Origin of the sequence: Sphingomonas sp. (assembly GCF_035998645.1) — a bacterium.
Classification (GTDB): Bacteria; Pseudomonadota; Alphaproteobacteria; order Sphingomonadales; family Sphingomonadaceae; genus Sphingomonas.
This window is the reverse complement of sequence record NZ_DASYHL010000004.1, coordinates 111594-131145: the sequence shown is the minus strand read 5'-3', so window position 1 is coordinate 131145 and position 19552 is coordinate 111594. Positions and strand designations below refer to the sequence as shown.

Genomic DNA, 19552 nt, shown 5'->3' with positions numbered 1-19552 from the left:
GCCGAGATGGGCCGCCGGTGCTTGGCAGCCAAGCTAGCGCAAGGACTTGGGGCAGGCAAGCGGCGCCCTAGCGCATCTGTGTCGTTACCCTATTGACCCGGAAGCAAAGCCCGCATAGATGCGCGCCTCCGAGCGCGATGCCCTGTCGTCTAATGGTAAGACCACGGACTCTGACTCCGTTAATTGTGGTTCGAATCCACACGGGGCATCCAATTCTCTGATCTTCGCAGACCACGACCGGCGCAGTGCACCGGTCGCGTCGCGTCGCCTCAATCGATCAGTTCCAGCGCCACCGCCGTCGCCTCACCGCCGCCGATGCACAGCGATGCGACGCCACGCTTCTGGCCGTTATTCTGCAGCGCGGCGATCAGCGTCGCCATGATCCGCGCACCGCTCGCACCGATCGGGTGACCCATCGCGCAGGCACCACCATTGATGTTGAGCACGTCGTGCGAAATCGACAGGTCGCGCATGGCGATCATCGCGACCACCGCGAACGCCTCGTTCACCTCGAACAGATCGACATCGCCGATGTCCCAGCCGGCCTTGGCCAGCGCCTTTTGCATCGCGAAAACCGGCGCGGTAGTGAAGCGGGCTGGCGCATGCGCGTGGCCGGCATGCGCCACCAGCCGCGCGACCGGGGTCAGGCCCAACCGCTCCGCAACCGAGGCACGAGTCATCACCAATGCCGCCGCACCGTCGGAGATCGACGATGCGTTCGCCGCGGTCACCGTACCGTCCTTGGCAAAGGCAGGCTTGAGCGTCGGAATCTTGGCCGGATCGCCCTTGGATGGCTGCTCATCGATCGCAACGGTGACCACGCCCTTGCGGGTCTTGACCTCGACCGGCACGATCTCGCGATCAAAGCCGCCATTCGCTTGCGCCTTTTGCGCGCGGGTCAGGCTGGCGATGGCGTAATCGTCCTGCGCCTCACGCGTGAACTGGTATTCGGTCGCGATCTCCTCGGCATAGGTGCCCATCGCGCGGCCGGGTTCATAGGCGTCCTCGAGCCCGTCGAGAAACATATGGTCGAACAGCCGGTCATGCCCGATCCGCGCGCCGTTGCGGTGCTTGAGCGACAGATACGGCGCGTTGGTCATGCTCTCCAGCCCGCCCGCGATGATCAGGTCGGCGGATCCGGCCACCAGCGCGTCCGATGCCATGATCGCGGCCTGCATGCCCGATCCGCACATCTTGTTGACCGTCGTCGCCTCAATATGTTGCGGCAGGCCCGCGCGGATCGCGGCCTGGCGCGCGGGTGCCTGACCAAGGCCGGCGGGCAGGACGCAGCCCATATAGATGCGCTCGATCGCCTCGCCCTTCAGCCCGGCACGCTCGACCGCCGCGCCGACCGCGGTCGCGCCCAGCTCGGTTGCGGTCACATCGGCCAGCGCGCCCTGCATGCTGCCCATCGGCGTGCGGGCATAAGAAACGATGACGACGGGATCGGTGGACATGAAAGCCTCTCCGGGAGTTTGCGTTGCGGGCGGTCTAGGCGGGCGCCCCTTCAAATGCAAAAGGGACCCACGATGGAACTGCTCGACATCCTCAAATGGTTCGCTTCGATCAGCGGCATCATCGCCGCGTTCATGGTCAGCCTCGACAATGGGCGACGGATCACCGGATGGGGCTTTGCGCTGTTCGTCGCGTCGAGCATCGCGTGGATCACCGGCGCGATGATCGACGGCGAAGAGGCACTGCTGTCGCAGAATGCGGTGCTGTTCGGGATCAACATCTTCGGCGTGTACCGCTATCTGATCCGCAAGAAGCCCGTCGATGCCTGACCTTTATTGGCCGATCCTGCTCGGCATCCTCGGCCTGGTCTTCGGCAGCTTCATCGCGACGGTCGCGATCCGCTGGCCGCAGGGACGCAGCGCGATGCGGGGGCGGTCAGCGTGCGACGGGTGCGGCAAGGGGCTGGCGGGGCACGAACTGGTCCCCCTGCTCAGCTTCCTCCTCCAGCGCGGGCGGTGCCGTGGTTGCGGCAAAGCCATCCACCTCGCCCACCCGGCGACCGAGATCGCAGGACTGGCGATCGGCGTTGCCGCCGGACTGGTCGCGCCGGGTTGGGAAGGCGTCGCAGGCGCGGTGTTCGGCTGGCTTCTTCTAGCACTCGCCGCGCTCGATCTCGCAGCCTTCTGGCTGCCCAATGTGCTCACCGCAGCGCTTGCGCTCGCGGGGGTCGTTGATGGCTTCTTCTTCGCCCCCGGCCGGGTCGATCGCGTGCTCGGGGCAGTGATCGGCTTCGGTCTGCTCTATCTGGTCGCGTTCACCTATCGCCATGTTCGCAAGCGCGAGGGGTTGGGCGGGGGCGATCCCAAGCTGTTCGGAGCGATCGGCCTGTGGCTCGGCGCATCGATGCTCGCACCCGTCTTGCTGGGTGCGAGCGTCACCGGCCTCGCCGTCGCAATGGCGATGAAGCTGTCGGGACGCGAAATCGGGATGACGAGTCGGCTTCCACTCGGCACATTGCTTGCCATCGCCGCATTTCCGGCGTGGCTCTATTCGGTTGGAGTGTGACGATGCGCGAGATTCTGGAAGCCCAGCGGGCAGCGTTCATGGCGGAACTGCCGGTCGGGCTGGACGTGCGCAAGGATCGGCTGAAGCGCGCCGCCGCGATGGTGCGCGACAACGCATCGCGCTTCTGCGACGCGCTGAGCGAGGATTTCGGCCATCGCAGCCGCCAGCAATCGATGATCACCGACATCGCCGCATCGGTCTCCCCGCTCGACCATGCGCGCAAATCGCTCGACCGCTGGGCGCGGCGGGAGAAAAAGCCGGTGATGTTCCCGCTCGGCCTGCTCGGCGCGAAAGCATGGGTCGAATATCAACCCAAGGGCGTGGTCGGGATTATCTCGCCCTGGAATTTCCCGGTCAATCTGGTGATGAGCCCGCTCGCCGGTGTGTTCGCGGCGGGCAATCGCGCGATGGTCAAGACCAGCGAATTCACCCCGGTCACCGCTGCGCTGTTCGAGGAACTGGCGCCCAAGTACTTCGACCCGACCGAACTGACGTTCGTCAGCGGCGGGCCTGATGTGGGCAAGGCGTTTGCGTCCCTGCCCTTCGACCATCTGATCTTCACCGGCGCGACCGCGGTCGGCCGCCACATCCTCCACGCCGCAGCGGATAATCTCACCCCTGTGACGCTTGAGCTCGGCGGCAAGTCGCCCGCGATTCTCGGCCGCTCCGCCAATCTGGCGCAGGCGACCGAGCGGGTGGCGATGGGCAAGATGCTCAATGCGGGTCAGATCTGCATCGCCCCCGACTATCTGATGGTCGCGGCGGAGCAGGAGGCGGCGGCGGTGGACGGCATTATCGCGGCGGCGTCGGCGATGTATCCGACATTGCTGTCCAACCCCGACTATACCGCGATCGTCAACGACCGGCATTTCGAACGCCTGACTGCCGCGCTCGACGACGCGCGCGCCAAGGGGGCGGAGGTGATCGCGGTCAATCCGGGAAATGAGGATTTCGGCGCGTCCAACGCGCGCAAGCTGCCGCTGCACATCGTCCGCAACCCGACCGACGACATGGTGGTGATGCAGGAAGAGATTTTCGGGCCGATCCTGCCGGTGCGCAAATATGACAGCATCGACGGCGCGATCGCCGAGGTGAACCGCCGCGACCGCCCGCTCGCGCTCTATTATTTCGGGAGTGACGAGGACGAGCGCCGCCGGGTGCTCGACCGGACGATTTCAGGCGGGGTCAGCCTCGACGACACGATCTTCCATGTCTCGATGGAGGAGCTGCCGTTTGGCGGGATCGGGCCGTCGGGGATGGGTGCCTATCATGGCGAACCGGGCTTCCGCACCTTCAGCCATGCCAAGTCAGTGTTCAAACAGTCGAAGCTGGATGTCGCCAAGCTCGGCGGGCTCAAGCCGCCTTATGGCAAAGCGACCGACACGGCGATCAAGCGGCAGATCGGCTAGAGCCCGGCCAGCCATTCGCCGAGCATTGCCTGCCCTGCCGCCGCCGCTGCCGGGCCGAGCCGGTCGTGCTGGTCGCGCAATTCGGGGATGGTCAGCCCGCCCTGCGCCACATAGTCGTCCGATCCGTCGAGCCAGTCTTCGAACTGCGCATCTTCCCCGATCTCGGGATGGAATTGCAGCGCCAGAAGCTGCGCACCGCGGCGGAATGCCTGGTTGCGATAGGCCGGGGTCGATGCGAGCAATTCGGTGCCATCGGGCAAGCCGAACGTGTCGCCATGCCAGTGCATCACCGGCACCCCGTCGAGATGGCGGAGCGGGGACGCGGCTCCGGCGTCGTTGAGCTCGACCGGCGCGAAGCCGACTTCCTTGACCGGCCCGGCGAACACCTGCGCCCCCAGCGCCGCTGCAATCAGCTGTGCGCCGAGGCAGACGCCGAGCGTCGGCTTGTCTGCGGCGAGGCGGTCCGCCAGCCGGGCGACCTCGCCTTTGATCCAGGGATGGGCGTCGCGCTCGTACACGCCCATCGGGCCGCCCATCACCACCAGCAGATCGGGCGCGGAGAAATCGGCCGTGGCGAAGGCCGGTTCGTCGGCATCGATCGCTTCGATCGCATAGCCGGCCGCCGCGATGGGCGCTTCGAATCCGGCCAGGCCTTCATAGACCTTGTGCCGGATCACGAGCGCCCGCACGCCTCAGTCCCCGGTCAGGATGCGGTCGACCAGCTGCTTCACCGTCGGCACGAACCCGTTGGAATAGAAGGGGTCGCGCTTGAAGTTGTAGGCGGCGTGGCCGGCGAACATCAAATTCTGGTCGGTCGGTCCGCCATGCGCGATATCCTGCAGCGTCTTTTGGATGCAGAAGCTGCGCGGGTCGGCGAGGCGGCCGGTCGAGCTGGTCTCCGAATCGGCCCAGCTAGAGAAGCTGCACTGGCTGAGGCAGCCCATGCAGTCGGCCTGATCCTTGCGGATCACCTGCTTTTCGACCGGATCGACGAAGATCAGCGTGTTGTCCGGCGTCTTGAGCGCATCGGTAAATCCAAGGCCAACCCATTCGCGGGCGCGCAGCAGGTCGTTGCGGGTGACCCAGAAATTCTTGCCCTTAACCCCGGCGTCGAGCTGGAAGGTATGGTCGCCCGCCGCTTCGGTCGAATAGGCGATCTGGCGTTCGGAGCGCGCTTCGAGGCTGCGCAGGAACGGGTTGCGGACGGCGGAGGAATAGAAGCCGGTCGGCGAGAAGCGGTGGAGGAGCACATCGCCCTCCTCGATCTCCATCAGCTTTGCCTTCCACCCCTCCGGGATCGGCGATTCCTGAGTCAGCAGCGGACGGGTGCCGAACTGGAAGGCGATGGTGCCGAGCTCGGGGTTGTCGATCCAGTCGGACCAGTCGCGCAGATACCAGACGCCGCCGGCCATCACGATCGGCACATCGTCCGAAATGCCGCCTTCACGCATCACTGCGCGCAGTTCCTTGACGCGGGGATAGGGGTCCTGCGGCGCGCGGGGGTCTTCGGCGTTGGACAGGCCGTTATGGCCGCCGGCGAGCCAGGGATCCTCATACACCACCGCCGCAAGCCATTCGGCCGCCTTGGAATAGGCACGCTTCCACAGGGCGCGGAAGGCACGGCCGGAGGAGACGATCGGCAGATAGCTGACGCCATAGGACGAGGTGATTTCGGACAGCTTATAGGGCATGCCCGCGCCGCAGGTGACACCGGCGACCATGCCGCGGGTCCGCTCCAGCACGCCATGCAGGATGCGCTGGGCGCCACCCATTTCCCACAGCACGTTGATGTTGATCGCGCCCTTGCCGTTCGAAATCTCGAACGCGCGCTTGACCTGTTCGACTGCGCCCTCGATCGCATAGGCGATCAGCTCTTCATGGCGTTCGCGGCGGGTCAGCGCCTTGTAGATCTGGGGGATGATCTTGCCTTCGGCGTCATAGCTGTCGGCGTTGACCGCGCTGACCGTTCCGATGCCGCCCGCTGCGGCCCAGGCACCTGCCGAAGCATGATTGGTCGCCGCGACACCCTTGCCGCCTTCCACCAACGGCCAGACTTCCTGGCCGTTATAGACGATCGGCTTCAAACCCTTGAACAACGACATCCTCCGAGAAATTTCGCTTTTGCCTTAGCTTCGACAGGTCGGTTTTGCGAGCGCTATTAGCCCAGCGCGCCCGGGCGCCCCGCAGCCTCCGAATACAGTTTCGCATAGGATGCGATCATCGCCTGTTCGTCGAACAACGCACGGGCGCGCATCTGGTTCGCCTTGCCGACGGTGCGGCGGGCGTCGGGATGGGCAGCGAGAACTTCGATCCGGTCGCGCAGATGCACCGGGTTCCAGTCCTTGCTGATCGTCGCGACATTTTCAGGATCGACCATCTTGGCGACGTCGCCGACCGGGGTCGACGCGATCGGCAGGCCCGCCGCCATCGCCTCCATCACCGCAATCGGCTGTTGCTCGCTCTTCGACGACAGCGCGAAGATGTCGAACAGGCCCATGTACTTGTGCGGATCGGGCAGGAAGCCGGCGAGCAACACCTGTTTTTCCATGCCCATGTTCGCAATCGTATCCTCGATCGCCTCCCGGTCCGGGCCTTCGCCGACGATCACCAGTTGCGCCTTGGTCTTCATGCCGCCGACAGCGCGGACCAGCATCGGAATGTCCTTGACCGGACGTAGACCGGCCAGCGTCCCGACAACGACATGGCCGGGCAAGCGCTTGAGCCCCGGAATCGCCCTGGGATCGGGCTTGCGGCCATAAGCGGCGACGTCGATGCCGTTGGAAATGCGGTGGATGCGCGCCTTGGGCTGTTTCCAGATATGGTAGGCGATGCTCTCCAGCGTGTGCGACGGCACCACCAGACCATGCGCCGCGGTCAGCGCGATGCGGCGGTACATGTTGCGGACGCGGTTGAGGCGGAATGCCTCGTCGGAGTTGAAGCCGTCTTCGTGATGGATCACCGGGGGCATGTTCTTGCCGAACACGCGCCGCGCCATCACCCCGTCGATCGCGCCCCAATTATAGGTGAGGACGAGGTCGAACCGCGCCATGAACTTCGCAATCGCCTCGTACCGGGCGACCGAGGGCTTGCCGGTCAGCGGGGGCGGATTCTGTGCGATTTCGTAGCGGATGCCCTTCGCAATCGCGTCGCGGGCACTCAGCGCCCCGTCGACCCCGGAAACGATGACATGCTTCGCCCGGTCGCCGAAAGCGTTCATCAGGCGGACGGCGCGGGCTTCCTTGCCGCCCAGGTCGAAGCTGGAGTGGAGGTGCAGGATGTTGAGCATCATCGGCGCTTTGCACTCGACATTTTCGGGGCGGAGTCAACCGGGGCGTCCGACGAAGCTGACGTAAATGCGGGGGTTTTGGGGTGACGCGACTGCGAGGCGACTGCGACGCGACGGGTTTTGGACTGGGACGCGACAGGTGGGCGACTGTTGCGCGACGGGCGCGCGACAGTGTCAGGCGGGGTGTTTTGCGGGTCAGGGAGTCGGATTGTGTCCACCCCAAGGGTAGATCAGAATAAATCCAACATTGGAAGGGTTTTGGGACACATGTAAGGCCATTGCGGCTGTTGCTTTTGCGGGGGTAGCATTGAGGATGCAGGCGCTGAGACATGCTTGGCGATGGCGTAAACTGCGCTCAATTCTGGCCAAAGCTCTCGACTTAGAGCGAGGCAGGATAGGCACGGAGCAAGCGAGCCACGTCACCGATTATCTCGATCACAACGAATTTGGATTAGCCTACGATCAGTTGATCGATGCACTGTCCGACTTGGAGCTTGTGCCCTTGGAGACAACACGACCTCTGCTCGCAGAGGCAGCGCGTCTGATGGATCGCTCTTAGCCCTCTCCCGCTTGCGGGAGAGGGTTGGGTGAGGGTCTGCTTAATCCTCCCCCGCCAGGGGGAGGTGGCGCCGAAGGCGTCGGAGGGGGAGGACGGCAGTGTCCTTTCGGCTCTTGCCGGCGTGCTTCCTCCCCCTCCGTCAGCGCTTCGCGCTGCCACCTCCCCCTTGCGGGGGAGGATTGATTTGTGCGCGGCGGGCGGTGGCGATGGTCATGATCTGCGTGACCACACCGTCGAGATTTTCCAGCACCTCTTGCGCCGCGTAGCGCACAGTGCGGACTCCCTGCGCTGCCAGCCATGCGTCACGCTCGACGTCGCGGGCTGGACGATCACCGCGCGCGTGCGCTTCGCCATCGACCTCGATCGCTAGTCGGGCGGGGGCGCAGTAGAAGTCGAGGACATAGGGTCCGGCGGAGTGCTGTTTGCGGAAGCGCAGTCTTGCCTGGTTGGCGCGTAGTGCGAGCCAGAGGCCGATTTCGGGCGGGGTCATTTGCTTGCGCAACTGGTTGGCATTGCGGCGGCTGGGTTCCGATCCATTCAGGCGCATCGCCGTCCTCCCCCTCCGTCGCCTTCGGCGCCACCTCCCCCTGGCGGGGGAGGATTTTTTAAGTCACCCGCTCCAGCAACCGGTCGATTGCCGCTGCCGCCTCGGGTTCGGTTAGCGTCGGGGTGTGGCCGGTGTCGGAGATGGTCACCAGTTCACTCCCCGTGACCTGGGCATGCATGCGATCCGCCACGGCGGCGGGGAGGATGTCGGAGGTGCCGCCGCGGACGATCAGCAGGGGTTTGTCCTTCAACCCCTCAAACGCGCGCCACATGTCGGGGCCGGCTTCGTTGCCGGGGACGCGGAAGGGTTCGGCTATCTTCATGTCATAGTCGAGCACGATCCGCCCGGCGCTGGTCAGGCGGTGCGTGCGCTTGGCCATGTCGAGCCATTCGGTGATGCCCCAATTGGGGTACACATGCGCGTTCGCCTCCGCCACTGCGCGGGCGGCGTGCATCCAGGTGGGGTGCCAGGTCGATTTGCCGACATAGCCGCGAATGCGCCCGAGGCCTGCGGGGTCGATTTCCGGCCCGACATCGTTGAGCACCGCGCCGGCGATGCGTTCGGGATGGGTCGAGGCCATCAGCATCGTGAGGATGCCGCCCAGCGACGTGCCGACCGCGACGAAGCGGTCGAGCTTCAATTCGCCGACCAGTGCCTCCAGATCCTGGAGATAGGTCAGCGGGGCATAGGTCATCGGGTCCTTGGCGTAGCCGCTCTCGCCACGCCCGCGCAGCTCGACCGCGATCACGCGCCATTCGCCGGACAAGCGCTCGGCGAGCTGCTCGTAATCGCGGGCATTGCGGGTCAGGCCGGGGATGCACAGCAACGGCGGGCGGTCTGCACGGCCCGGATAGTCGCGATAATGCAGCCGCAGCCCGTCGCCGGACCACCAATAGCCATCGGTATAACTGGGCAGGTTGCGCGCGGTCGCCATCGCCCCCCATATCGCCGCATGGCCGATTTCCCGCAAGCGCCCGCGTACACCCCCGATCCGGCGGTGCTGAAACTGGGCGATTCATTCTACGATCCCGTCGATGCCGCCGACTTTCCGCAGACGATCCTGCGCTTCCGCAACGATCGTGCGGCGGCGGAGGTGGGGCTGGACGTGCTGAGCGACGATCAGTGGCTGCGCCATTTCGGGCGGTTCCTGGCGCTGCCCGGCAACCTCCCCGGGCCGCTGGCGATGCGATACCACGGGCATCAGTTCCGGGTGTATAATCCCGAGCTTGGCGACGGGCGCGGGTTTACCTTTGCGCAGATGCGGCGCGGGGCGGACGGCGACCTGATGGAGCTGGGCACCAAGGGTTCGGGCCAGACGCCGTGGAGCCGGTTCGGCGACGGGCGGCTGACGCTGAAGGGTGGCGTGCGCGAGGTGCTGGCGACCGAGATGCTGCAGGCGCTGGGCGTGAACACCTCGCGCAGCTTTTCGCTGATCGAGACCGGCGAGGCGCTGCAGCGCAATGACGAGCCCTCCCCCACCCGCTCCGCCGTGCTGGTGCGGATGAGCCATGGGCAGATCCGCATCGGGACGTTCCAGCGGCTGGCCTATCATGGCGATACCGAGGGGATGCGGCGGCTGGTCGACTGGTGCCTCGCCGAACTGTTCGGGGTGACGCCGTTCGAGGACCCGGTCGCGCAATTCCTGGAGCTGGTGGTCGCGCGCACGGCGGCGCTGGCGGGCGAATATATGGTCGCGGGGTTTGTGCATGGCGTGCTCAACACCGACAATATCAACGTGACCGGCGAGAGTTTCGACTATGGGCCGTGGCGGTTTGCGGCCAATTTCGACCCCGGCTTTACCGCCGCCTATTTCGACCATGCCGGGCTGTATGCCTTTGGTCGTCAGCCCGATGCGATCCTGTGGGATGTCGCGCAGCTGGCGGTGTCGCTGCGCATCATCAGCGAGGCGCCGCCGCTGATCGAACGGCTGGAGAAGTTCGAGCACTATTACCGGATGTTCCATGAGCTGCCGCTGCGGCGGCGGCTGGGCGTCGTCGCGCCGCAGGGGGTGGATGCCGCCGAGCTGGGCTGGGCGCTGAACGGGGCGATCGCGGCGGCGTTGATGGCGACCGGGCATGGCATCGACCGGTTCTACTTCGATGCCTATGGCGGGACGCTGCCCGACAGCTATGGCGCGGAATGGGATGCGGTGCGCGCGGCGCTGTTGCCCTACGCCCCGGTTCCGCAGGGGCGCGGCCACCGCTATTTCGCGGGCGAACCCTGTTCGATGCTGATCGATGAGGTCGAGGACATCTGGGGGAGAATCGATCGCGACGATGATTGGGGGCCGTTTCACGCCAAGGTCGCGGCGATCCGCGCGATGGGCGAGGCGCTGGATGCGGGCGCATGTCACGGGTGAGGTGGCATCGCGCACAATAGCTGCTAGAGACTAGGCCATCTTCAGGGCCACACACAGAAAGACCAATGCCCGGAATGGAAATCATTTCGACCGAACCTGCCACCGGCGCCGTGCTGTGGCGGCGTGCAAGCGGCGATGTCGACGGAGAGGTGGCCAAGGCCCGCGCCAGCTGGGCCGAGTGGGCCGCGCGGCCGCTCGCCTACCGGATCGAGGCGCTGCGCCGCTTCGCCAATGTCGTGCGGCAGAAGAGCGACGCGTTCACCGACCTGATCGCGCGCGAGACCGGCAAGCCGCTATGGGAAGCGCGGACCGAGGTCGAAACGGTGATCGCCAAGGTCGATATCTCGATCGCCGCCTTTTCCGAACGCACCGGACAGCGGCGGATCGACGCGGCGATGAACACGCGGCTCGCGCTGCGGCACAAGCCGCATGGCGTGCTGGCGGTGCTGGGGCCGTATAATTTCCCGGCGCATCTGCCCAATGGGCACATCGTGCCGGCGCTGCTCGCGGGCAATGCGGTGGTGTTCAAGCCATCGGAAAAGACGCCGGCGACCGGCGCGTTCCTGGTCGAATGCTTCCATGCGGCGGGGGTGCCGGAGGGGTGCATCCGCCTGCTGATCGGCGGGCCGGACGAAGGCAAGGCGCTGGCGAGCCATCACGGGATCGACGGGCTGTTGTTCACCGGCTCGGCGCGCACCGGCATTGCATTGAACCGCGCGTTCGCGTCCAAGCCCGAGAAGATTTTGGCGCTGGAGATGGGGGGCAACAACCCGATCCTCGTCTGGGATACGCCCGATATCTATTCCGCCGCGGTGCTGGTGGTGCAGTCGGCGTTCACCAGCGCGGGGCAGCGCTGCACCGCCGCGCGCCGCCTGATCGTCGACGAGAAATTGTTCGAGCCGCTGGTGGGTGAAGTCAACAAGCTGATCGGGCGCTTGATCATCGGTGAGCCGCATGCCGACCCCGCGCCGTTCATGGGGCCGGTGATCGATAACGACACCGCCGATTTGCTGACCGAAAGCTTCCTCGAGCTGACCTTTCTGGGCGGCAAACCGCTGCGGCATATGGAGCGGCCGATCGAGGGGCGTCCGTTCGTCACCCCGGCGATGATCGACATGACCGATGCGCGCGAAAAGCCCGATGTCGAGCTGTTCGGCCCGATTCTGCAGGTGGTCCGGGTCAAGACGTTCGAGGAGGCGATCGCCGAGGCGAACAACACCCGCTACGGCCTGTCGGCGAGCCTGGTGAGCCAGGACCCCAAGCTGTACGACCAGTTCTGGGCGAATATCCGCGCCGGCATCGTCAACTGGAACAAGCCGACCAACGGGGCGAGTTCGTCGGCGCCGTTCGGCGGCATCGGCTGGTCGGGCAACCATCGCCCGAGCGCCTTCTACGCCGCGGATTATTGCGCCTATCCAGTGGTTTCGTCGGAATCGGAACAGGCGCGCGTGTCGATCGGGATCGGGTTGCGCGAGAGCTGACGCCTGATTTTGCGGCGATGCGACGAAGCGCGGAACCGCCGGGCGATCCGTGGATTAAGCGCGCCGTGAAACCGCTCGTCCTCGCGTCGCCCGCCCCGCCCCGTGCCCAACGCCTTGCCCAGGAAGCCCGCAATTGCCTGACCATCGCGGTCGGGCATGACGATGTCGCGTTCGCGGCGGACCTGATCGACGAAGCGGTGAAGCTGACCCAGCGGGCGCGCGAGCTGTCCAAGGCATAGATTCGCTAGTCCATCCCCAAGCAACCCTCGGTTGTGGGTTGCGCGCCCGGCATCCATCTGGGTGGCATGGTTTCCCTGCTCGATCCCACCGCGCGTGGCCGCGTGATTCTGGTCGGCGCCGGCCCCGGCGATCCGGGCCTGCTGACCGTCCGCGCGGTCGAAGCGCTCAAGTCCGCCGATGTGCTGGTCCATGACGGGCTGGTCGATCCGCGCGTGCTTGATCTGGCTCCGAACGCCCACCGCATCTGCGTCGCCAAGAAGCGCTCCAAGCACACCGTGCCACAGGATGGCATCAACGCCCTGATCATCGCGCATGTGAAGACCGGCGCGATCGTCGTGCGGCTGAAGGGCGGCGACCCGTTCATCTTTGGCCGTGGCGGCGAAGAGGTCGAGGCGGTGCGCGCCGCGGGCCTGCCGGTCGAGGTCATTCCGGGCGTCAGCGCGGCGCTGGGCGGCGCGGCCGAGGCGATGCTGCCGCTGACCCATCGCGACTGGTCGAGCGCGGTCAGCTTTGTTGCGGGCCAGTGCAAGGGGTTGAAGGATCAGGACTGGTCGGGCCTTGCGGGCAAGGGCCGCACGCTGGTCATCTATATGGGCGTCGCGACCTGCCCCGACATTGCCGAGAAATTGATGGGCGATGGCGTTGCACCGGACATGCCGGTCGCGGTGCTCGAGCGCGCGACGCTGCCGGGCAGCCGCGCGATCCGGACGTTACTTGCTGATCTTGGCCCGATGGTCGAGCGTGAGGCGGTGCAAAGCCCGGCGATCATCGTGGTCGGCGAAGTGGTCGCGCTGTCGGATGCGCAGGACAAGCTCGCCAGCTGGGCGAAAGCGGCGGAGGCGCTAGCATGAAATTACTGACCGGAAACGACCTTGCCAGTGGCGATGTCACCTGGTGGACCGGCAGCGGCTGGTCGCGCCATGTCGAGGATGCGGCGGACGTCGCCGATCAGGGTGAGGCGATTGCGCAGGCCGAGGAAGGCGCGCGCCGCGTCAACGGCCCCTATGTGATCGACGCGACGGAAACGCCCGACGGCCCCCGCCCGGCGCATATCAAGGACCGCATCCGCGCGCTCGGGCCGACCGTGCGCCCGGACCTGACGCTCAAACCCGCCGATCCCAATGCCGGCAGCTGGGTGATCTGACATGTACAAATATGACGAATATGACCACTCGATCGTCGCAGCGCGCGTCGAGGAGTTTCGCGATCAGGTGAACCGCCGCCTCGCGGGGCAGATCACCGAGGACCAGTTCAAGCCGCTCCGGCTGATGAACGGCCTGTATCTGCAGCTGCACGCGTACATGCTGCGCGTCGCGGTGCCCTATGGCACGCTCGACAGCCGCCAGATGCGGATGCTCGCGCACATCGCGCGCAAATACGACCGCGATTACGGCCATTTCACTACGCGCCAGAATATCCAGTATAACTGGATCAAGCTGGAGGACGCGCCCGACATTCTTGCCGAACTGGCGACGGTCGAGATGCATGCGATCCAGACGTCGGGCAATTGCATCCGCAACATCAGCAGCGACCAATGGGCGGGCGCGGCGGCGGACGAGCTGACCGATCCGCGCCCCTGGGCCGAATTGCTGCGCCAGTGGAGCACCTTCCACCCCGAATTCAGCTATCTGCCGCGCAAATTCAAGATCGCCGTGATCGCGGCGGATGAGGATCGCGCGGCGATGCGGCTGCACGATATCGGCATCCAGATCGTCGAGAAGGACGGCGTGCATGGCGCGGCGGTCTATGTCGGCGGCGGCATGGGGCGCACCCCGATGATCGCGCCGCTGATCAAGGACTTCGTGCCGCTCGAAGACCTGCTGAGCTACATCGAGGCGTGTCTGCGCGTGTACAATCGCTATGGCCGCCGCGACAATATGTACAAGGCGCGGATCAAGATCCTGGTCCATGAGATCGGCGCCGACAGCTATCGCGCGCAGGTCGAGGATGAGTTTGTCGCGGTCAAGAAGCTGGGCATTGATCCGCCCAAGGCCGAGTTCGACCGGATCGCGGCTCACTTCGCCGATCCGGCGTTCGAGAGCGGCCTGAGCGACGATCTCGAACGCAGCGATCCCGACTTCGCGGTGTGGCTCGACCAGAATGTCGCCGCGCACAAGGCGCCCGGCTATGCCATCGTCAATATCAGCCTGAAGCCGGTCGGCGGCATTCCCGGCGACGCCACGTCGGCGCAGATCGACACGATGGCGGACCTGGCCGAACGCTACAGTTTTGACGAGCTGCGCGTGACGCATGCGCAGAACATCGTGCTGCCGCATGTGCGCAAGGCGGACCTGTATGCGGTGTGGCAGGCGCTGGTCGAGGCCGAACTGGCCGACGCCAATCTCGACCTGATCAGCGATATCATCGCCTGCCCCGGCCTGGATTATTGCAGCCTCGCCAACGCCCGGTCGATCCCGGTGGCGCAGAAGATCGCCACGCGCTTTTCCGATCTCGGGCGGCAGCGCGAGCTGGGCGAATTGAAGCTGAAGATCAGCGGCTGCATCAACGCCTGCGGCCACCATCATGCCGGGCATATCGGCATCCTGGGCGTCGACAAGAAAGGCGTCGAAAACTACCAGCTCTCGCTCGGTGGATCGGGGGCGGAGGATGTGTCGCTCGGCCAGATCACCGGCCCCGGATTCAGCGAGGACGGCATTGTCGACGCGGTCGAGCGCGCGACCGACGTGTATCTGCGCGAACGCGCGGAGGGCGAACGCTTCCTCGACACCTATCGCCGCATCGGCATGGCCCCGTTCAAGGAGGCGATCTATGGTTGAGTTGCGCTATCGCGACGACGCTCCGCATGACGAGCCTGCAGTGACGCTCGATGTGTTTCTGGGTCAGTCCAACGCGACCGCGGTCCGGCTTGAATCGAGCGAAGATGCGCGCGCGTTGATCCCGCATCTCGATCGCCTGTCGCTGGTCGAAGTGAGCTTTCCCAAGTTCCGCGACGGGCGCGGCTATTCGGCGGGCCGCATCCTGCGCGAGGCGGGCTATGCTGGCGAACTGCGGGCACAGGGCGATGTGCTGGTCGACCAGATCCCGCTGATGCGCCGCTGCGGCTTTGATAGCTTTGCGCCCGAAGCGCCGGTGGACGAGGCGGTGCTGGCCGCGAGCCTCGCGCGCTATGACGCAGTGTATCAGAGCGCAGCGGACGGGGCGGTGCCCGTCTGGAAGCGGCGGCATGGGTAGCGTGACCGCCCGCAAGATCGACCGGATCGATACCGGCCCGGCCTTCACCGAGCGCGATGCACTGCGGCTCAACAATCTGTTCCGCGGTGTATCGACGGAGGAGATGTTGCGCACGGTGCTGGCCGAATCGATGGTCGGTGATGTGGCGCTGGTGTCGTCGTTCGGCGCGGAGAGCGCGGCGTTGCTGCATCTGGTCGCGTCGATCGATCCGGCGGTGCCGGTGCTGTTCCTCGACACCGGCAAGCATTTTCCCGAGACGCTCGCTTATCGCGATACGTTGGCGGAGCGCTTGGGGCTGACCGGGCTGCGGGTGCTGACGCCCGATCCTGCATTGCTTGAGAAGAAGGACGGGAGCGGGTTGCGCTGGTCCTATGACCCCGATGGCTGCTGCGAGATCCGCAAGGTGCTGCCGCTCGACGCGGCGATGGCCGGGTTCGACGCGAGCATCACCGGGCGCAAGGCGTTTCAGGCGAGCACCCGCAACGCCCTCCCCCGGTTCGAGGTGGATGCGGCGGGCAAGTTGAAGGTCAATCCGCTCGCTGATTGGACCAAGGCGGATATCGAGGCGTATTTCGCGACGAACGACCTGCCCCGCCACCCGCTGGAGGCGCAGGGATACCTGTCGATCGGCTGCGCGCCGTGCACCAGCAAGGTGAAGCCGGGCGAAGACCCGCGTTCGGGCCGCTGGGTCGGCTGGGAAAAGACCGAGTGCGGGATTCACACGCCGGTCGACGACGGCGACCCAGACCTCCCGGTGTTCTGACCGTTCAAGCGAACAGCGGCGCGACCAGCAGGATCATCACCAGGCTGACGCCCATCGCGATTGCGGCCTGCCCCAGCCCCGCGATGATCGAGCGTTTGAGATGCTCGGCGAACCAGCGCGCCTGCACGACGAAATAGATCAGCAGCGTCGCCGCGATGATGGCGAGGCCAAGCGGCACCGCCCATGTAACGCGATGCACGGTGGTGAGCAGCGTGCCGATCCCGATCAGCAGCGCGAACGGGGCCGCCGCATAGCATTGCGCGTAGAAAGCGGGGCGGAGCGAGTCGCGGGTCAGCCGCTTGTGCTGGGCGCGGACCAGCCGCACCGCGAACATCAGCGGAAAAACGCTGAAGGTGACGAGGCGCAGGATGACAAGGCTGGTGTCGTCATCGACCAGCGCGGCGAGGCCATGATTGCTGCGCACCAGAACATTGTCGCCGACAAAGGCGAGCTCGATCGCGTGCGACAGCAGCAGCGAGACGAGCAGAAACAGCGGCGGCGTCAGCGTGTCGGTATATTGCTCGCCGGCGCTCTGGTGCAGTTCGCGGTCGGAATAATCCATCATCACCAGCGGCCGCCGCAGCACCCGCCACAGGGTGAGCGGATAGAAGACGAGCCACGACATCACCTCGTAAAGCAGGTCGTCCAGCGACTTGAGCAGGCTCATCAAATGCATCGCGGGCGCACCTTTCGTCAGGGCCGAAATACCGATAGCCTCAGCATGCGCCCGATTGGCGCGACTCGACAAGGTTGAAGCATTCGCCCTTCTGATTGCAGGAGAATTTCGATGCGACGCTCCACATATTTCGCCACCGCCGCCGTGACCATGACCATGGGTCTGAGCGCCGCGGCCTATGCGCAGAACACCCCCTATGACCTGCGCGACATGGTCGGCGCGCGGGCCGGGCAGGCCGAAGGCGAGTTGCAGCGCCGCGGCTACACCTTTGTCCGCGGCGAAACCGGGCGCGACCGCAAATGGGCGTTCTGGTGGAATGCCGATCGCCGGCTGTGCGTGTCGATCGCCACGGTCGACGGGCGGTACGATTCAATTGTCACTGCGCCTGCACCCGATTGTCGCCAGCAGGCGGGCGGCGGCGGGCGGCCCGACCGGCCCGGTGGCGACGATCGGCCCGGCCGCCCCGATTGGGATGACCGGCCCGGTCGTCCGGATCGGCCCGGCGCGGGCGGCCCCGGAGGCGCCGGTGGCTGGCCCGGCGGACGTCCGATTTCGCTCGGCCTGGTTTGTTTCGGTGAGGGGCAGAAGCCCGCGCTTGCCAATCGCTGGGGCTGGCAGTGGAATTGGGACAGCGGCCGCTATGATTTCGGCAACCGCACCGAGCTGACCCGGCAGCAATTCGATGCGTCGGTGATGATCCAGATCTGGGATGGCGGCGGGCGCATCCGCCTGCCCCGATCGCTGATCCCGCCGATCCATTCGGGCGGCACCAACCGCGACGGGTGGTGGGACCTGAACGATGTCTACACCGATCGCCGCAGCGTCCGCGCGACCTATCGCCTCAACGGCCTGAACAAGCCGCGGGTGACGATCGACCGGATGAGCGGGCGGATCAACATCCAGGGCCTGTCGAGCTACCGCTTCCGCGGCGATTGCGACACGATCGACGGTGCGCGGCACCAGCGGTTTTAATCGGCCGGGGGCCGGGCCTTACTCGTAAGGCTCGGCCACCATGTCGCCGGCATAGTCGGTGAACTTGGTGTAGCTCGGCTCAAACTTGAGCAGCGTCTTGCCGGTCGCGCCGTGGCGCTGTTTGGCGATGATCAGTTCGGCGAGGCCATAGACGCGCTCCATGTCGAGCGCCCATTTGGCGTGATCCTCGAACGTCTTGGGATCGTCGCCTTCGCGCGGGCGCTTGGGTTCGCGGGCGGCGACGTAATAATCCTCGCGGAACACGAACCACACCATGTCGGCGTCCTGCTCGATCGAGCCCGATTCGCGCAGATCCGACAGCATCGGGCGCTTGTCCTCGCGGCTTTCGACCGCGCGGCTCAGCTGGGACAGGGCGATCACGGGAACGTTGATGTCCTTCGCCAGCGTCTTGAGCCCGCGGCTGATTTCCGAGATTTCCTGCACGCGGTTGCCGTCGCGGTTGTTGCCGCTGCCGGTCAGCAGCTGGAGATAGTCGATGATCACGAGGCCGAGCTCGCCATCATGCTTGGACTGGAGCCGGCGCACGCGGCTGTGCAGCGCGCTGATCGTCAGGCCGGCGGTGTCATCGATATAGAGTGGCAATTGCTCCAGGTCCGCCGCCGCCTGCGCCAGCTGGCCGAACTCGGCCTTGCTGATATTGCCCATACGCAGCGATTCGGACGGAATCTTGGACTGTTCGGACAGGATGCGCAGCGCGAGCTGGTCCGCCGACATTTCGAGGCTGAAGAACGCGACCTTCGCCCCGATCGATTCCTTGGCGCTGATGCCGAGGCGGATATCGTCCATCAGGCGGCGCGCGGCGTTATAGGCGATGTTGGTGGCGAGCGAGGTCTTGCCCATGCCGGGACGGCCGGCAAGGATGATGAGATCGCTGTGGTGCAGACCGCCGATCCGGCCATTGACCGAATCGAAGCCGGTGGTGACGCCCGCGACCCCGCCGCCCGCGCTTTGCGCGCGCTTGGCGTTTTCCAGCGCGACCTTGGTCGCTTCGTTGAAGGATTTGACCGTGTTGGCGGTGCCGCCGTCGGCCGCGACCTTGAACAGCGCTTCTTCGGCGCGGTCGATCTGTTCGCGCGGGTTGACGTCCTCGCTGGTGTCGAGCGCCTTTTCGACCATCGTGCGGCCGACCGTGACCAGTTCACGCAGCAAAGCGAGGTCGTAGATCTGGCGCGCAAATTGCCGCGCGCCGATCAGGCCCGCGCCCGACCCGGTAAGCTGGGCGAGATAGGCCGGACCGCCCAGCTGGGCCATCCCCTCGTCCTTTTCGAACAAGGGCTTGAGCGTCACCGGCGTCGCCAGCATGTCCTGCTTGCGCAGCGTCTTGATCGCCTTGAAGATGCGGCCGTGGACCGGTTCGAAGAAATGCTGGTCCTGCAACACTTCGACGATGTCGTCGGCAAGGCGGTTGTCGATCATCATCGCGCCGAGCAACGCGGCCTCCGCCTCCGGATTCTGGGGCAGGCGCGGGGCGGCATCCGCCGGGGCGGGAGGAATCGAAACGAGTGTGGCCATGTCCCCCTTTCCCAT

At 65.7% G+C, this 19552-nt stretch carries 20 protein-coding genes and 1 tRNA gene; 13 read left to right on the top strand and 8 right to left on the bottom strand.

Translation table 11 applies throughout. From position 1 onward, the window contains the following. Positions 1-138: 138 nt before the first annotated feature. Positions 139-212 (top strand) — tRNA-Gln (locus VGN66_RS10090). A gap of 57 nt (positions 213-269) precedes the next feature. Here the strand turns inward: VGN66_RS10090 and VGN66_RS10085 are convergent. After that, positions 270-1457: an acetyl-CoA C-acyltransferase gene (locus VGN66_RS10085; protein ID WP_327518691.1), complete on the bottom strand. Its 1188-nt coding sequence runs from the start codon at positions 1455-1457 to the stop codon at positions 270-272. A 54-nt stretch (positions 1458-1511) separates the two neighbouring features. Between VGN66_RS10085 and VGN66_RS10080 the strand changes: the two genes are divergently transcribed. From VGN66_RS10080 to VGN66_RS10070, 3 genes are read left to right on the top strand one after another with little or no spacing between them, the layout of a single operon-like run. Further along, positions 1512-1784, top strand: coding sequence for a hypothetical protein (locus VGN66_RS10080; RefSeq protein ID WP_327518690.1), 273 nt, complete (start codon positions 1512-1514; stop codon positions 1782-1784). Then, positions 1777-2520, top strand: a complete 744-nt coding sequence (locus VGN66_RS10075; protein WP_327518689.1) for a prepilin peptidase — start codon at positions 1777-1779, stop codon at positions 2518-2520. Before VGN66_RS10080 ends, VGN66_RS10075 begins: the two co-directional genes overlap by 8 nt. A 2-nt stretch (positions 2521-2522) precedes the next feature. Continuing rightward, positions 2523-3929 (top strand): coniferyl aldehyde dehydrogenase, encoded by a 1407-nt coding sequence (locus tag VGN66_RS10070; RefSeq protein ID WP_327518688.1) that lies wholly within the window; start codon positions 2523-2525, stop codon positions 3927-3929. On the opposite strand, the gene VGN66_RS10065 is transcribed toward VGN66_RS10070, so the two are convergent. The 5 genes from VGN66_RS10065 to VGN66_RS10045 form a co-directional block, all read right to left on the bottom strand. Next, entirely contained in the window at positions 3926-4618 is a 693-nt protein-coding gene (locus VGN66_RS10065; RefSeq protein ID WP_327518687.1) for a glutamine amidotransferase, read from the bottom strand. The genes VGN66_RS10070 and VGN66_RS10065 overlap by 4 nt on opposite strands. A gap of 3 nt (positions 4619-4621) precedes the next feature. After that, positions 4622-6025, bottom strand: a complete 1404-nt coding sequence (locus VGN66_RS10060) for an NAD(P)H-dependent flavin oxidoreductase (protein WP_327518685.1) — start codon at positions 6023-6025, stop codon at positions 4622-4624. A gap of 62 nt (positions 6026-6087) precedes the next feature. After that, positions 6088-7218, bottom strand: a complete 1131-nt coding sequence (locus VGN66_RS10055) for a glycosyltransferase (protein WP_327518684.1) — start codon at positions 7216-7218, stop codon at positions 6088-6090. 695 nt (positions 7219-7913) lie between these two features. After that, a complete protein-coding gene (locus VGN66_RS10050) occupies positions 7914-8321 on the bottom strand; it encodes an endonuclease domain-containing protein (RefSeq protein ID WP_327518683.1) in 408 nt (135 codons plus the stop codon). Between the two features lie 58 nt (positions 8322-8379). Continuing rightward, positions 8380-9255: an alpha/beta fold hydrolase gene (locus tag VGN66_RS10045; RefSeq protein ID WP_414713198.1), complete on the bottom strand. Its 876-nt coding sequence runs from the start codon at positions 9253-9255 to the stop codon at positions 8380-8382. Positions 9256-9273: 18 nt separating this feature from the next. On the opposite strand from VGN66_RS10045, the gene VGN66_RS10040 reads away from it, so the two are divergent. The 8 genes from VGN66_RS10040 to VGN66_RS10005 all read left to right on the top strand — a co-directional run bounded on the left by VGN66_RS10040 (position 9274) and on the right by VGN66_RS10005 (position 16356). After that, entirely contained in the window at positions 9274-10680 is a 1407-nt protein-coding gene (locus tag VGN66_RS10040) for a protein adenylyltransferase SelO family protein (protein ID WP_327518682.1), read from the top strand. A gap of 65 nt (positions 10681-10745) precedes the next feature. Next, positions 10746-12161, top strand: a complete 1416-nt coding sequence (astD, locus tag VGN66_RS10035) for a succinylglutamate-semialdehyde dehydrogenase (RefSeq protein WP_327518681.1) — start codon at positions 10746-10748, stop codon at positions 12159-12161. A gap of 65 nt (positions 12162-12226) precedes the next feature. Beyond that, complete coding sequence (locus VGN66_RS10030) at positions 12227-12400, top strand: hypothetical protein (RefSeq protein ID WP_327518680.1); 174 nt, start codon at positions 12227-12229, stop codon at positions 12398-12400. A gap of 66 nt (positions 12401-12466) precedes the next feature. Continuing rightward, entirely contained in the window at positions 12467-13252 is a 786-nt protein-coding gene (gene cobA, locus VGN66_RS10025) for a uroporphyrinogen-III C-methyltransferase (protein WP_327518679.1), read from the top strand. Then, the gene (locus VGN66_RS10020) at positions 13249-13545 is read left to right on the top strand and encodes a DUF2849 domain-containing protein (protein ID WP_327518678.1); all 297 of its coding nucleotides are present in this window, start codon (positions 13249-13251) and stop codon (positions 13543-13545) included. The genes cobA and VGN66_RS10020 overlap by 4 nt, the downstream gene beginning before the upstream one ends. A gap of 1 nt (position 13546) precedes the next feature. Then, a complete protein-coding gene (locus VGN66_RS10015; RefSeq protein ID WP_327518677.1) occupies positions 13547-15178 on the top strand; it encodes a nitrite/sulfite reductase in 1632 nt (543 codons plus the stop codon). Next, the gene (locus tag VGN66_RS10010; RefSeq protein WP_327518676.1) at positions 15171-15593 is read left to right on the top strand and encodes a DUF934 domain-containing protein; all 423 of its coding nucleotides are present in this window, start codon (positions 15171-15173) and stop codon (positions 15591-15593) included. Before VGN66_RS10015 ends, VGN66_RS10010 begins: the two co-directional genes overlap by 8 nt. Continuing rightward, the gene (locus tag VGN66_RS10005) at positions 15586-16356 is read left to right on the top strand and encodes a phosphoadenylyl-sulfate reductase (protein WP_327518675.1); all 771 of its coding nucleotides are present in this window, start codon (positions 15586-15588) and stop codon (positions 16354-16356) included. Before VGN66_RS10010 ends, VGN66_RS10005 begins: the two co-directional genes overlap by 8 nt. 4 nt (positions 16357-16360) lie before the next feature. On the opposite strand, the gene VGN66_RS10000 is transcribed toward VGN66_RS10005, so the two are convergent. Next, positions 16361-17032 carry a hypothetical protein gene (locus VGN66_RS10000; RefSeq protein WP_327518674.1) on the bottom strand — a complete coding sequence of 224 codons (672 nt, stop codon included), beginning with the start codon at positions 17030-17032 and terminating at the stop codon, positions 16361-16363. Positions 17033-17143: 111 nt separating this feature from the next. Here VGN66_RS10000 and VGN66_RS09995 point away from each other — a divergent pair, with 111 nt between their 5' ends. After that, positions 17144-18004, top strand: a complete 861-nt coding sequence (locus tag VGN66_RS09995) for a hypothetical protein (protein WP_327518673.1) — start codon at positions 17144-17146, stop codon at positions 18002-18004. A gap of 18 nt (positions 18005-18022) precedes the next feature. On the opposite strand, the gene VGN66_RS09990 is transcribed toward VGN66_RS09995, so the two are convergent. Beyond that, the gene (locus tag VGN66_RS09990) at positions 18023-19537 is read right to left on the bottom strand and encodes a replicative DNA helicase (protein WP_327518672.1); all 1515 of its coding nucleotides are present in this window, start codon (positions 19535-19537) and stop codon (positions 18023-18025) included. Between the last annotated feature and the right edge of the window lie 15 nt (positions 19538-19552).